This window comes from Vagococcus salmoninarum (assembly GCF_003987495.1).
GTDB lineage: Bacteria > Bacillota > Bacilli > Lactobacillales > Vagococcaceae > Vagococcus_D > Vagococcus_D salmoninarum.
This window is the reverse complement of record NZ_NGJU01000002.1, coordinates 170,786-186,707: the sequence shown is the minus strand read 5'-3', so window position 1 is coordinate 186,707 and position 15,922 is coordinate 170,786. Positions and strand designations below refer to the sequence as shown.

The 15,922-nt window shown below is 38.7% G+C and carries 8 protein-coding genes; 6 read left to right on the top strand and 2 right to left on the bottom strand.

The window, feature by feature from the left end:
- Positions 1-62: 62 nt before the first annotated feature.
- Complete coding sequence (locus CBF35_RS02515) at positions 63-1,739, top strand: formate--tetrahydrofolate ligase (RefSeq protein WP_126778306.1); 1,677 nt, start codon at positions 63-65, stop codon at positions 1,737-1,739.
- A gap of 70 nt (positions 1,740-1,809) precedes the next feature.
- Here the strand turns inward: CBF35_RS02515 and nhaC are convergent, their stop codons facing one another.
- Together nhaC and CBF35_RS02505 are read right to left on the bottom strand one after the other, a co-directional pair.
- Entirely contained in the window at positions 1,810-3,192 is a 1,383-nt protein-coding gene (gene nhaC / locus CBF35_RS02510; RefSeq protein ID WP_126778305.1) for a Na+/H+ antiporter NhaC, read from the bottom strand.
- Between the two features lie 383 nt (positions 3,193-3,575).
- Entirely contained in the window at positions 3,576-4,346 is a 771-nt protein-coding gene (locus tag CBF35_RS02505) for a helix-turn-helix domain-containing protein (protein WP_126778304.1), read from the bottom strand.
- A 289-nt stretch (positions 4,347-4,635) separates the two neighbouring features.
- On the opposite strand from CBF35_RS02505, the gene adhE reads away from it, so the two are divergent.
- From adhE to CBF35_RS02480, 5 genes are all read left to right on the top strand, one after another.
- Positions 4,636-7,233: a bifunctional acetaldehyde-CoA/alcohol dehydrogenase gene (gene adhE / locus CBF35_RS02500; RefSeq protein WP_126778303.1), complete on the top strand. Its 2,598-nt coding sequence runs from the start codon at positions 4,636-4,638 to the stop codon at positions 7,231-7,233.
- Positions 7,234-7,387: 154 nt separating this feature from the next.
- Positions 7,388-8,344 (top strand): LacI family DNA-binding transcriptional regulator, encoded by a 957-nt coding sequence (locus tag CBF35_RS02495; protein ID WP_126778302.1) that lies wholly within the window; start codon positions 7,388-7,390, stop codon positions 8,342-8,344.
- 136 nt (positions 8,345-8,480) lie between these two features.
- Positions 8,481-12,179 carry a polysaccharide lyase family 8 super-sandwich domain-containing protein gene (locus tag CBF35_RS02490; protein WP_170174691.1) on the top strand — a complete coding sequence of 1,233 codons (3,699 nt, stop codon included), beginning with the start codon at positions 8,481-8,483 and terminating at the stop codon, positions 12,177-12,179.
- A gap of 261 nt (positions 12,180-12,440) precedes the next feature.
- Positions 12,441-14,123: a glycoside hydrolase family 13 protein gene (locus CBF35_RS02485; protein ID WP_244922553.1), complete on the top strand. Its 1,683-nt coding sequence runs from the start codon at positions 12,441-12,443 to the stop codon at positions 14,121-14,123.
- Positions 14,124-14,147: 24 nt separating this feature from the next.
- Complete coding sequence (locus tag CBF35_RS02480; RefSeq protein ID WP_126778299.1) at positions 14,148-15,920, top strand: glycoside hydrolase family 13 protein; 1,773 nt, start codon at positions 14,148-14,150, stop codon at positions 15,918-15,920.
- Positions 15,921-15,922 lie beyond the last annotated feature (2 nt).

The window sequence follows — 15,922 nt, the reverse complement described above, 5'->3', positions numbered from 1 at the left end:
AGCCTAAAGATGTCTAAAGACCGATTTACTATTAGTTTTTTAAATTTTAAGGGGGAAAAATATTGGAAAACTATTTAAGTGACATTGAAATAGCTCAACAAACAGAGCTTCGCAAAATCGAGGAAATTGGGAGTAAATTAGGCTTAGATCGAGAGACCTTAGAGTTATATGGGAATTACAAGGCGAAGATTGATCCTAGTAAATTAACAGACTTACCTGAGCGAGGCAAAGTCATCTTAGTTACTGCTATTACGCCAACGCCAGCTGGGGAAGGTAAAACTACGACTGTCGTTGGTTTAGGGGATAGTTTAAATAAGATTGGTAAAGAGACAATTATTGCTTTAAGGGAACCATCATTAGGCCCGGTTTTTGGGGTCAAAGGTGGAGCAGCCGGTGGCGGAAAAGCCCAAGTTGTACCGATGGAAGATATTAATTTACATTTTACAGGTGATTTCCATGCAATTGGCGCTGCCAATAACTTGTTAGCAGCTTTAATTGATAACCATATCTACCAAGGGAATGACTTACAGATTGACGTTAACCGGATTACTTGGAAACGGTGTGTTGATATGAACGACCGTCAACTACGAAGCATTGTCAACGGTTTAGGTGCGCGAGTGAATGGCGTGCCCCGCGAAGATGGCTTTGAAATTACCGTCGCTTCAGAAATCATGGCAATTCTTTGTTTATCCAATGATTTAAGTGATCTAAAAACTAACATTGCTAAAATAATTATTGGTTATACGTATGACAATCAACCAGTTACTGCTGGCGAGTTGAAAGCTGAAGGGGCAATGACTGCCTTGTTAAAAGATGCGATTAAACCAAACTTAGTCCAAACGTTGGAACATAATCCAGCGATTATTCACGGCGGCCCGTTTGCCAATATCGCCCACGGCTGTAATTCTGTCGTAGCAACAAAAACGGCCATGAAATTGGCTGATTATGTAGTCACAGAAGCTGGTTTTGGTGCAGACTTAGGAGCAGAGAAATTCTTAGATATTAAATGTCGTAAAGCGGGAATTACCCCTGCAGCAGTGGTGATTGTAGCCACAGTCCGAGCCTTAAAAATGCACGGCGGCCTAAGTAAAAACGACTTGAAAACAGTTAATTTAGAAGCCTTAGAAAAAGGGTTACCGAATTTATTAAAACATATTGAAAACATTAATGACGTTTTTGGCTTACCTTCTGTCGTTGCCATCAATAAGTTCCCAACAGATGATCCAGCAGAATTAGCTTTAGTCACAGAAAAATGCCGTGACTTAGGAGTGAATGTAGTAATTTCAGATGTGTGGGGTCAAGGCGGAGCTGGTGGGACAGACTTAGCTCATGAAGTTGTCCGTTTAGTTGAAGGCGGGGAGAATACTTTCCGTTATGCTTATGAAGATCAAGCCCCACTAACAGAAAAAATTCAAGCCGTAGTGACTAACGTTTACGGTGGTCAAGGAGTTAAATTTTCGAAAGTCGCTAGCCGAGAACTGGCGAAAATTTCAGACATGGGCTTTAGTCATTTACCAGTCTGTATAGCTAAAACACAGTATTCATTTTCTGACGATCCGACCTTGTTAGGTCGTCCAACTGATTTTGAGATTGAAGTTAGTAACGTTAAAATCGCTGCTGGTGCCGGCTTCGTCGTTGTTTACACGGGTGCAGTAATGACGATGCCAGGTTTACCTAAGGTACCTGCTGCAAACACAATCGATGTGACAAGTGAAGGGGTTATTACCGGACTCTTTTAAACAGTCTTAAAAAACAAATGATAAAAGCCATTAGCTAAGAGTGATTAAACTCCATGCTAATGGCTTTTTCTTAATTGGCTGGACGTGTTTTGTAAGAAATTCCAATGCCTGTGAAACCAGAAATAATTGATAAGAAAGGGCAAAGTAAACTGAAGAAACAAAATGGTAAGTAAGCCAAAGTAGGCACGCCTAGAGTATTAGCCATGAAAACCCCACTGACACCCCAAGGGATTAAGGTGTTTAAGACGGTTCCAGAATCTTCTAAAGCTCTTGAGAGAACGGAAGGATCAAGGTCTGTCTTATCAAAAGAAGGTTTTAAAGCTTTACCAGGTAAAATGATTGATAAGTATTGTTCACCAATCATAATATTCGCTAAGACACCGCCAAGAACAGTAGCAGAGACTAACTTACCAGCTGAGGTTAATTTTAAGGCTAAAGGTGCCATTAGAGTTTCGATAATTCCGAATTCCATTAAAAGACCACCTAAAGCTAAAGTTAAGATGATTAAAGCAATTGAGCCCATCATACTCATTAAACCACCGCGACTTAATAAGCTATCAATACTAGCTACCCCAGTTGTTGAGACAAAACCATTTTCGATGATGTTAGCAACTTCTGTAAGTTTGACTCCCGGTGTTTGTAAAATAAACAAGCCAATCGATAAACTGATATTTAAAAGTAAAGTGGCGACTGCTGGAATTTTGTAAAGAGAGCAAACAACCATCACGATAATAGGCAAACTTGACCACCAGCCGATTGTGAAATTGTCTTGTAAAGTTGCCGTTAAATCATTGATTTGGTTAGCAGAAGTCGTGACATTGGCTTGGCTCCCTAAAAATAAGTAAAGCAGAAAGGAAATCACGAGAGCAGGGATAGTTGTCCACATCATATTTTTAATGTGTTTAAAAAGATCCGTGCCAGCCACGGCAGCTGCTAAGTTAGTCGTATCTGAAAGAGGGGACATCTTATCACCGAAAACTGAACCAGAGATGACAGCCCCAGCGATGAGGGCTGGGTTAAAGCCGAGAGCGGTTCCCATGCCCATTAAGGCGAGACCGACAGTCGAAGCAGTTGTAAACGCACTACCAATGGACGTTCCAATAATCGCACAGACTAAAAAGGTCGACGGCACGAAAATCTTTGTACTGACTAATTTAAAACCGACGACCATCATAGCAGGAATAATCCCGGCAGCTATCCAACTAGCGATTAAAGCGCCAATTAGTAAGAAGATGACCATCGGGATGATCCCGGTACTAATGCCCTCACTAATTCCTTGATTGACATCTTTCCAAGAAAATCCTTTAAATTGACTCCATAACATGATTAAGGCAAGTGAGACGATGATTGGTGTCATTGGCGATAAACCAAACTTAATGACACTGACTCCGATTAAACTTAACATAATTGCGAATATGATTGCGGCTTCTAAGAAGCTAACTTTTTTTGACATAGTAAACCCTCCAAATTTTTTTCTTAGCTATGCGTTCAATCACTACGACGATAACCAACTAGACCACCAGTACTAGTAAAAAGCATTGTCATTCCTCCATTGTTCTTAATTAAAAATAAAAAAAGCCCCTGTTAGTTTATAACTAACAGGGACGAAATAGTTCGTGGTACCACCCAAATTTAAAAGCAACTGCTTTTCTCTAAGAGAGGATAAGGGCTCAAACCCAACGTGACATCGGTGTAACTAAGTTTGTAATTCACAAAATCATTATGATTGACTCGCACACCCGTCAACTCTCTGAACTGTAAGATGATTTGCTACTGGAACTTAATGTCGTTAATCTGGTTACAACTATCTCATGTTTTTTAAGAGCTGTCAACTGATTAAACTGGTTGAAGTTCAAATGTTCGCAAATCACCAACATACGTTTGGCGATAGTGGTGGGGACTGATGCCAGTTATTTTTTTAAAAATCCGACTAAAATAAGCCGGGTCTTTATAGCCGACTTTTTCAGCAATAACCGCCAATTTATCAGTAGTTGTCCGTAAAAATAACTTGGCTTGTTCAATCCGGAATTGATTTAAATAAGCAATGTATGTCATCCCGACTTCCTTCTTAAAAAGTTGGCATAAATAATTTTTATTTAAATGCATAAAATCCGCTAGACTATCTAAGTTAATGTCTTCAAAAGCATGGCTGTGAATGTATTGAATCATTGGTAAAATCGTTTCATTTTGGGTAGCGGTAGCATCTTCCTTGCGATGATTCAAAAGTGAGACTTGGTTTAAAGAAATAATGGCGCGATGAATACTATTTAAGGCTTCTTCTTCGATTAATGGTTGAACAAGGTAGTCGATGGCACCTAAGCGGATGGCTGTTTGAGCATGTTGGCAATTAGCGTCGTCATCAACCATGATACTCCGTAAATTAGGATGTAAAGCTAACAATTGATTAGGTAGTAAGAAAGCGTCTTCACTTGGTAAGTTTAAGTCAATCATCACAATTTCAGGTTGGTGTGTTTTAGCAATCGCCAGAGCTTTATTAGCACTTGTGGCGTGAGGGAGTAGAAAAACATTGACAAAGTATTTGTTTAAAAGTGTCAGTAAATTTTTTTTTAAAGCCAAATCGTCAGTTACCATTAAGATATTACACAAAGTGGGTTCCCCATTTCTTGTTTTAGTTAACTAATAGGAATAACTTATCACAAAGTTGTTTTTATACAGGTATTAAATGAACGGCGAAGGAAATAAAAAAAAGTCATAAGAAGTCCTATAAGTCTTTATTAAACCATTGTATCATAGATTTGTTTTGTGAAAAACGTAACTAATAAATGTTAATAAAGTCCAATAACTACTGAATATCCTCCTAACGGGGAGTTTGTGAAAAATGCTATTATTAAGACGTTAAGAAAACGCAATCAAAAATGTTTTTAGGAGGAATAATATGGCAAAAGTATCAAAAACAGAAACGGTAAAAGTTTCTAGTGTCCAAGAAGCAACTGATATTTTGGCGAACAACGCGACAATTGCTTTAAAAGAAATGGAAGCGTTTAACCAAGAACAAGTTGATCACATTGTGTACAAAATGTCATTAGCTGCGTCAGATCAACACATGCCTTTAGCAAAAATGGCGGTGGAAGAAACTGGTCGTGGTATTTATGAAGACAAGGCAATTAAAAACATGTTTGCTTCAGAATCGATTTGGAATAATATTAAAAATAATAAAACAGTCGGTGTTATTAGTGATGATAAACAAACTGGTTTAATGGAAATAGCAGCGCCAGTTGGGGTCTTATGTGGTGTGACACCAACAACTAACCCAACATCGACAACTATTTTTAAAGCGATGATTGCTTTAAAAACAAGAAACCCAATTATCTTTGCTTTCCACCCGGGAGCGCAAAAATGTTCGGTGGCTTCGGCTAAAGTCGTTAGAGATGCTGCCATAGCAGCAGGGGCACCAGAAAATTGTATCCAATGGGTAGAAGTTCCCTCATTAGAAGCGACAACTGCTTTAATGAACCATCCAAAAGTCGCAGTCGTGTTAGCAACTGGTGGTGGGGCAATGGTCAAATCGGCTTACTCAACAGGTAAACCAGCTTTAGGGGTTGGACCAGGAAATACCCCGGCTTATATTGAGAAATCAGCAAAAATTAAACGGGCTGTGAATGATTTAATCGTTTCTAAGTCATTTGACAATGGCATGATTTGTGCCTCGGAACAAGGAATCATTGTTGATAAAGCTGTTTACGAAGAAGTTAAAAAAGAATTTCAAGCCCATCAAGTCGTTGTTTTAAATGGACAAGATGTTGAAAAATTGGAAGCTGTAGTAATGAATGAGGCTAAAACAGCTGTTAACCCATTTGTTGTTGGAAAATCAGCTAACGCTATTGCTGAATTAGCAGGCTTACAAGTTCCAGCAGGTACGAAAATTTTAATAGCAGAAATCGGCGGCACTGGCGCTAAATTCCCACTGTCATTAGAAAAATTATCACCAGTTTTAGCCATGGTTAAGGCTGACACTCGTGAAGAGGCCTTAGTTCATTGTGAAAATATGCTTGAATTTGGTTTAGGCCATACTGCTTGTGTCCACACTGAAGACGAGGACTTACAAGTTGACTTCGCTTTACGGATGAAAGCTTGTCGGATCTTAGTTAACTCACCAACGTCACAAGGAGGAATTGGCGATTTATATAATGAAATGATTCCTTCATTAACATTAGGTTGTGGTTCTTACGGTAAAAACTCAATTTCAAGAAACGTTACCGCTATTAACTTGTTAAACATTAAAACAGTCGCGAAACGGAGAAAAAATATGCAATGGTTTAGACTTCCTTCACGTATTTTCTTTGAAAAAAATTCAGTTCAATACTTACAAGCAATGGATAAAGTGGAACGTGTCTTCTTAGTTTGTGACCCAGGAATGGTTCAATTTGGCTATGCTGACATTGTAATGGATGAACTGCGGAAACGGGACAACGATGTTAAGATTTCAGTCTTCTCAGAAGTTGAGCCAAATCCATCAACGAACACTGTTTATAAAGGAACAGAACAAATGGTCGAATTCAAACCAGATACAGTAATTGCTCTTGGTGGTGGTTCAGCCATGGATGCTGCTAAAGGCATGTGGTTATTCTACGAACACCCTGAAACAGAATTCTTTGGGGCGAAACAAAAATTCTTAGATATTCGTAAACGAATCTACAAATTCCCGAGAGCCGTTAAATCACAACTAGTTTGTATTCCAACAACATCAGGAACAGGAGCTGAAGTCACACCATTCGCCGTAATTACTGATAGTGATACTAATGTTAAGTATCCTTTAGCAGATTACGCTTTAACACCAGATGTGGCAATTATTGATGCTCAGTTCGTTCAAACATTACCAAGATCAATTGCTGCTGATACTGGAATGGATGTCTTAACCCATGCCTTAGAGTCCTATGTCTCAGTCATGGCTTCTGATTACACTCGGGGCTTAAGTATCGAAGCAATTAAATTAGTCTTTGGGAACTTGAAAGAATCTGTTGAGACAGCTGATTTTGATGCACGTGAAAAAATGCATAATGCTTCAGCCTTAGCTGGAATGGCCTTTGCTAATGCCTTCTTAGGAATTTGTCACTCAGTTGCCCATAAAATCGGTGGCGAGTATAACATTCCTCACGGACGGACGAATGCGATTCTCTTGCCACATATTATTCGCTATAATGCGAAAGACCCACAAAAACATGCAATGTTTCCTAAATATGAGTATTTCCGTGCTCATGAAGATTACGCCGAAGTTGCAAGAATTTTAGGTCTCAAAGGCAAGACAACGGCAGAATTAGTTGAAAGCTTAATTGCTGCTGTTAGTGAATTAGGTAAGAGTGTTGGCATTGATATGAGCTTGAAAGCCCAAGGGGTGACTCAAGAAGTCCTTGATAACACAGTTGATCATATGGCTGAATTAGCTTATGAAGACCAATGTACAACAGCTAATCCTAAAGAACCTTTAATTAGTGAATTAAAACAAATTATTATTGATGCTTACGAAGGTGTTTAAAGTACATCATTAATTAATAGCGGAAAGAACCTTGTTAGAGTCACATCTAACAAGGTTCTTTTTTTGAAATTTCCCTTAGATTCTAGTAATATTTTAATTAGAGGTTATAATAGAAGTATTGATTAAAAAATAATTGGTTCGAAAGGGGAGACGGATGGTTACCTTAACTGATGTGGCGAAAAAAGCCAATGTGTCGAAAATGACTGTGTCTCGTGTTATCAATCACCCTGAACAAGTCACTGATGAATTAAAAGAATTAGTCTTTCAAGCGATGAAAGACTTAGACTATAAACCGAATGTTGCGGCGAAAGCTTTAGCCAATAATCGTACCCAAGTCATCAAACTATTTATCCTTGAAGAGATGGATACGACGGAGCCTTATTATATGAATTTATTAATGGGGATTTCAAAAGAATTAGACAAACATCAATATTCTTTACAGTTAGTCACGGAAAATAGTTTCGATGTTGGTTTATCTGACGGGTATATTATTACTGGTATGCGTGATTTAGACTACGAATGGATTGGTCGAATTGAAAAACCAGTGATTCTCTTTGGTGAAAATCGTTACGGTTATGATTTCGTTGATACGGATAATAAAAAAGGCACAACTTTAGCCACGGAACACGCTATTGCCATGGGGTATGAACGGATTGTCTTTGTTGGGATCGACGTCAAAGAAACCTTTGAATTTTCCCGAGAAGCTGGCTACATTAACACGATGCAAAAACATCAACGAGTACCGGAAATCGTTCGTTTTGAAAACCGCTCCCGTTATGCCGCCGCTTTTATTGAAGAAACATTTAGAAATTACGATAAAAAAACCGCCTTTGTCTGTAGTTCCGATCGTTTAGCTTTAGGAATTGAACGCGGTCTTCTTAATAACAAAGCTCAAATTCCTCAAGACTATGGCGTAATTGGCTTTGATGGTGTCTTTTTAGATCAAATTGCTTACCCCCGTTTGACGACTGTTAAGCAGTCTGTTATCGAAATGGGCCGAGCCTGTGGCAAGATGTTGTTAAATAAGATTGATCAAAAGGGCGCCCCTCAAGGCAATCAATTTTTTGAACCAGAATTAATTATTCGAGAAAGTACATGTAAAAACTCATAAAGATCACATCCGATTATTTAGCGCTTACATCTAAGATTACAAAAAGAACTCTTGTCTAGCAAGGGTTCTTTTTGTTGGCATGAAAGTTGCATTTACTTTATTACGTAGGGATAGTTTAAAAGGAGGCAGGATACGTATGAAGAAAATAAGTCTGTTAATTGGTTTAAGTTGTTTTTTTATTAGTCAAAGTCTAGTCGCTTATGGAGAAAATAGCGGGGTTAAGAACGGAGACTTTACTCAAGTCCGAACAGCAACTGGGAAGTGGCATGAACAAGAGGCTCTTCACTGGAATGACGTTTGGGTAGCGAAAGGTAAACCAGGCATTAGTATTATTAGTGATGAAGGAGAGCAGACTAATAATATTTTGAAAATAGCAGCAACGGAAGTTAGTCGAGTAGCGATTTCTCAAGATATTCCCGTTTTAGAAAATCAAGAGTACGAAGTGACTGGCAGAATCAAAACTGAGTCAGTGACGGCTAGTCAAGGAGCCCGGATTCGGGTTTTACGTTATGCAAATGGCAAACAGATTGACCCTTTAAGTTACTCGAATAATGTTCTTGGGACGAAAGATTGGCAAAATGTTAAGACTAAAGTTAATACGGAGCAAGGAATTGATACGATCAGAGTGCAACTATTTTTAGAAGAAGGAACTGGCACAGCTTATTTTGATGACATTCAGTTAACAAAAAAAGAAACACTGACATCATTAGCATTTAAAGAGACCCAGTTAATCTTAGAGAAAGGTACTACCGAAACATTAGCTTTTGAAGTTGTTCCAGCAACTTTTCCAGTGGAAGAGTTAACATGGCATTCTTCTAATGAAAAAGTCTTGACCGTTGCTGGAGGAGAAGTCACAGCTTTAGGGAAAGGAATTAGTACAGTCTCCGTCACTTATGGTGATTCAGGGGTCAAAGCTCAAGTAGTCATTGAAGTAACTAGTGATGAGCCTGTCACAGAAGAGTTGCCGGCTTTTGAGAAGAGTCAAGAAGTCACTGTTAGTGAAATGAAACTACTATTTTCAGAACAATTACCGGAAAACTATCAACTTAAATTAGAGAATTCCGAAATCGGTCAGTTAAAAGGCGGGGTGTTTTTAGCACAACAAGCGGGTCAAACTCAGGTTAGTATTTTCGATAGTGAGAATCAGCTTGTGGATGAGATTCAGTTAACGGTAACCCCTCAGAGGACTGATGAATTTGATCGGATGAGACAAGGGTGGCAAGGGATTATTTTTGGTGATCAGTATTATCAAGGAGATAATCAGCAAATGAATGACACTCACGAGTTAAAAGAACAGACAGTTAAAAAAATCTGGGAAAGTTTAAATAAAAATGACAATCCCCCTTATTTATGGGAACATTTGAAAGATCAAGCTGATTCTAGTACATTGACTAAAAATTATCGGGAACTTTATAAATTAGCTGAAGCAGTAGTTAACCCCTATTCGACCTACTATTTAAATGAAGCGCTCTATCGCGATGTTTTAAGGAGTTTAGAATGGTTATACATCCATCGTTACAACGAAAACGTAGTTATTACCGGCAACTGGTGGGATTTTGAAATAGGAACACCAAGAGCTTTAAATGATATTGTAACAGTCCTTTACGGTGGTTTAACTAAGGAACAAATAAGTCGCTATTTAACGCCGATTGATACATTTGTCCCTGATGTTCATTATATTTTTGGCTCAATTCCAGAGCGGAAACAATTAGCTTTAGGTGGCAATCAAATCGATATTGGGAAAGTGAAATTAATTCAGAACCTCTTATTAAAAAATGATGTAGAAGTCAAAACGGCCATTAGTGCTTTGCAAACTGTGTTGCCTTACGTAACTGAAGGCGAAGGCTTTTATCGAGACGGTTCCTTTATTTCACACACTAACGTTGCCTATACTGGGGCTTACGGCAATGTTCTAATTGAAGGGCTATCGCAATTGCTGACTGTGATTCAACCAACAAGCTACGCAATTTCTGAAGAAGACTTATCAAATGTTTACGAGTGGTTGGAAAATGCCTTTCAACCAATTTTATACAAAGGCAGTTTAATGGACATGACCCGTGGTCGCTCCATGAGTCGTTCCGCTCTCCAAGACCACCAAGCGGCAGTCGAAGTCTTACGAGCCATGTTACGGATTGCTGAGATTTCAACTGCAGAAAAACAACTAGCTTTGAAACAAGTGGTGAAATATCATCTTTTAGCAGACAGCTATTTTGATTACGTTGCTTCAGCAGGAAGTTTTCGAGACATTAGTTTAGTTCAAAATTTACTTAGTAATCCTGAAATTGCAGGCCGTCAACCTGTCAGCTATTTAAGAAATTTTGCCCATATGGATAAAATTGCTTATTATAATAGTCAAAAAGATTTTGCTTTTGGGATTAGTCTACATTCAAAACGAACGCAAAATTACGAAGACATGAACAATGAAAATCGGCGAGGCTGGTACACTGGCGATGGCATGACTTATTTATACAATGATGATTTAAGTCATTACAGCGATGACTATTGGGCCACTGTTGACCCTTATCGCTTGCCAGGAACGACTGTCACTAGGGAAAAACGAGCAGACGGCTCAGGCGAAACAGTTGGCCAGTCAGATTTCGTTGGCGGCACCGTCTTAGATGATCAATTTGGTGTTTTTAGTATGGACTTTAATAATTGGAATCAAAGCTTAACAGCGAAGAAGGGCTGGTTTATGTTTGGTGATAAAATCGTCGCTGTCGGTAGTGACATTCAAACCACATCGACAGACTCTTTAGAAACGATTATTGAAAATCGAAAAGTTCCGCGAGGGACAGAAAGTCAGTTAATGATCAATGGTGAAGTTACCGCACTAACTGCTGGGGAAGAGCAAAATATTGCAAAGCCTGTGACGATGTATTTAGACAATGGTAGAGAATCTCGAAATATCGGTTATCAGTTTTTAGTAAAAGGGAATATTCACGTTTTACGCGATAATCGAGTAGGAGCTTGGGGGGATATTAACCATGCTGAAAAAGGGGGCCCTGTGAGTAATCAATTCATGACGATTTGGCAAGAACAGCAGGCCAACTCAACTTATGGCTATATTATTTACCCAAATATTGGGGTAGAAGCTTTTACAAAAGCCGCCAAAATGAATCAAATTGAGATTTTGAAAAATGATGAAGACAGTCAAATCGTCGTTGATCATGAGTTGGGAATGACTGGCTTAATCAATTATCAAACGAAGGCGCAAAAAATCGCCGGCCTAACCTTTTACGATAAGGGGACTTATCTCCTTAAGGAAGCTGAAACTGTAACGATTAGTTTAGCTGATCCGACTTTAACACCAAACAAAGTCGTAACTTTTAGTTACGACCCTCTTAAGTACAAAATCATTGGGGATAAGCTGAATACTAAAACTCAAGGCAGTGAGGTAGTTGTTGAAGTCGTTTTACAATCAGGGGAAAGCCAAAAGGTTGAACTAGCAAAGATCTCTAATGAAACGGATGATTCCAGTTCAGAACCAGAAAGCTCAACTTCTGAACCAACAACAACGAAAGAACCAGAGAGCTCAACATCTGAACCCGCAACAACGAAAGAACCAGAAAGCTCAACATCTGAACCCGCAACAACGAAAGAACCAGAAAACTCTAGTTCTGAACAAGCAACAACGAAAGAACCAGGAAACGCTAGTTCTGAACTAGCACCAACAAGACCAAGTAGGGGGAATCAAAATCAACTGACAAAGGAGCAAGAAAAAGCTCAAATAACAGGTAAATTGCCTCAAACAAGCGAAAAAACAAGTCGCATAATTGGTAGCTTAGGTGGTGGTTTACTGATAATCGGCGGGATTATTATGAGAAGAAAAGAATAAGAAAAGAAGTTGAACTGAGGAGCAATTGCCTCAATTCAACTTCTTTTTTTGCTAAAGACAGTAAAAGGCGGGCGGGGAAATAAATAACTTTAGTAAGTTATAAAAATACAAAACTAGCAGTTAAGTGGTATACTTTTGAATAAATTATCAAAAATAGTAAAATAAATCTTGTTACCGGTATCATGCCAGATCGCCTTGCTGTTACGAGTAACATTTTGTATGCTTGTGTTAAGTTAAATAGAAGTTGAAAGGGGCATTAGTATGACAAATCATTGGTGGCAAGAAAGCATCGTTTACCAAATTTATCCAAAAAGTTTTCAAGACACCGCTAATAATGGCATAGGTGACTTGCAAGGAATTACTCAGCAGCTTGATTATATTCAGTCTTTAGGTGTTAATACGTTATGGCTGAACCCGATTTTTATTTCTCCACAAGTTGATAATGGTTATGATATCTCAAATTATTACGCCATTGATCCACTATTTGGTAGGGATCAAGACTTTACTGAATTAATTAATGAAGCCCACCACCGGGGGATGAAAGTCTTACTAGACTTAGTTTTGAATCACACGTCGAACCAACACCCTTGGTTTTTGGAAGCAAGTAAAAGTCGTGATAATATTTATCGAGATTATTATTTATGGGAAAAACCACGAGAACAGGGAAAATTACCGAATAACTGGGGATCTTTCTTTGGTGGTAGCGTTTGGGAAAAAGATACCAATTCTGATGAATACTACTTTCATCTCTTCGATAAAAAAATGCCAGATTTAAACTGGGAAAACGTCGAAGTTCGCAACGCCATGTTAGACATCGCTAAATATTGGGTCAATAAAGGGGTAGATGGCTTCCGCTTAGATGCCTTTATCCATATGGCAAAAGCCGATTTTAGCCAACAAGTTCCTGGAGTGCCAGTTGGGGAAGTCGCTTTAGCAGAAGAGTATTACGCTAACTTACCTAAAGTTCAAACTTACTTAGGTGAATTTCTAGGGCAACTCCGAGAACTTAAAGCCGATTTGTTTTTCCTCGGGGAAGCAGCTTCAGCGACAGAAGAGCTAGCAGTGGCTTACACGGACTTAGTAAATCAGCAATGTGAAACAGTAGTTAGCTTTAAGTGTTTTCCAGAGAAACAAGTCGCTGAAGACCCACGCTTACCTGAGCGTTTACAACCAGTCGCTTTAGATGTGAAGGCATTTAAAGAAGGGATGGTTTCATGGCAAAGTCATTTAAGTGAGGAACGTTACCCTACTTTATATTGGAACAATCATGACATGCCTCGTTTAGTCTCCCGTTTTGGTGATGATCAAGTTTACCGAACAGAAAGTAGTCAGATGTTAGCAACCTTGATGTATTTACAACGAGGCATTCCGATTATTTTATACGGCGAAGAAATCGGCATGAAAAATTTAACTATTAATGATGTTGCTAGCTTCCATGATCCAGCAGCCAAAGCTGATTATCAAAACATGTTAGCTCAAGGAGTAACGGCATCAGAAGCTTTAGCAAAACTAGCTAGTATTAATAAAGAAGCTAGCCGAGGAGTCATGCAATGGAATGATCAAGCATACAGTGGTTTTTCAAAAACCAAACCTTGGAGTGGGGTTAATCAAGAAAGTCGTTACAACGTGGCGGAACAAACAGCCGATCCAAAGAGTGTCTTAAATTATTACAAAAAACTCTTGAAACTGAAAAAAGAACCACTCTTTAGCCAAGGGACGTTTGACTTATTACCAAGTTCCGATGAGACGTATGTCTACCGGCGCCAACTTGATGAAGAAGTTGCTTTAGTAATTACTAACTTAACGAAAAGTTCACAAGTTGTTGAGTTGCCAGTGGTCCTTAGTGATTATGATCGTCTTTTAAGTAATTACCAAGGAGAACTGCCTTTAGAATCAACGATTAAGTTACCAGCATACGGTAGCTTAGTCATCACAAAAGCCTAGTTTAAGAAAGAAGGAAAAATATTAATGGAAAAATCAGCCTTATTACACCGACCAGACAGTGAGTTTGCATACTTATACAAAAAAGATAACTTTCATATTCGTTTAAGAACTAAGAAAAATGATGTGAAAGAAGTTCAAGTAATTAAAGGAGATCCTTATTTATTACATGAAGACCGCTGGAATTTAGAGTCTGAGCCAATGAGCTTACTAACTACTACTGAGGAGTTTGATTATTGGTTAATCGAAACGAATGCGGAATTCCGCCGTTTGCAATATGGCTTTAAAGTTGTTGGAACCGATGATGAGATAGTCTTTTACGGTGATCGGGGCATCTTCCCTTACAGTCAAGCAGTCACAGCTAAAGCTGAGAACTACTTCAGAATGCCTTATTTCCAAGAAGTTGATCGGTTCAAATCACCTGAATGGGTCAAAAAAACAATCTGGTACCAAATTTTCCCTGAACGTTTTGATAATGGGGATAAAAGTAATGATCCAGTAGGAACATTGCCATGGGGCAGTAAAGAGCACCCAGATCGGGAAGATTTCTTTGGTGGCGATTTACAAGGTGTCATTGACCATTTAGACTACTTAGTTGATTTAGGCATTAATGGGATTTATTTCTGTCCAGTTTTCAAAGCTCATAGTAATCACAAGTACGACACAATAGATTATTACGAAATTGACCCTGATTTTGGTAATAAAGAGTTATTCAAACAATTAGTTGAAGAAGCTCATAAACGGGGCATTCGCATCATGTTAGATGCTGTTTTCAATCATATGGGTTACCATGCACCTCAGTGGCAAGACGTGATTAAAAACGAAGAGAAATCTCAGTACGCTGACTGGTTCCACGTTCATAGTTACCCAGTCGAATTTGGGACGAATGGCAATGAGGAAGGTCAAAAGACAGTTTCTTACGATACTTTCGCCTTTACGCCAAGAATGCCTAAATTAAATACAGCAAACCCTGAAGTTCAAAAATATCTTCTTGATATTGCGACTTACTGGATTAAGGAATTTGATATTGACGCTTGGCGTTTAGATGTTGCCAATGAAGTCGATCATCATTTCTGGAAGAAGTTTTACGAAGAAACAGTGGCGCTGAAAGAAGATTTCTATATTTTAGGTGAAATTTGGCACTCTTCCCAAAGCTGGTTAAACGGTGACGAGTTCCACGCTGTGATGAACTACGCGTATACTGAAACAATTGAAAACTTCTTTGTAGCAGAAAGTATCTCAGCTAGTAACATGGTTAGTGGCTTAAATGAGCAATTAATGCTATACCGTCAACAAACCAATGAAGTGATGTTTAATATGTTAGACTCCCACGATACCGCTCGTTTATTGACGATTGCTGGGGAAGACAAGGCTGTTGCCCAAATGACTTTAGCCTTTACTTTCTTACAACATGGTTCCCCTTGTATTTATTACGGGACTGAAATCGGGATGACTGGTGAAAATGATCCGGATTGTCGTAAATGTATGATCTGGGAAACTGAGAAACAAGACTTAGACTTCTTAGCCTTTACGAAAGAGTTAATTAATTTGCGTAAAAATCATCAAGAGACCTTGTCTCATGGGACCTTAGAATTTATCATCGCCGATGATAGTCAACAGTTTGTTGGTTTCAAACGTGTGACAGAGAAAGAAGTCATTACTAGTTACTTTAATCGTGGCACAGTAGCAATGCCAATTGAGATCAAAGACGCTGAGGAAGTTGCCATGAGCCGTCATGTTTCAAGTGACAAGGGTCAAGTGTTACCGAAAGGCTTTATCGTCTTAGTTGAAGAAAAGTAGTA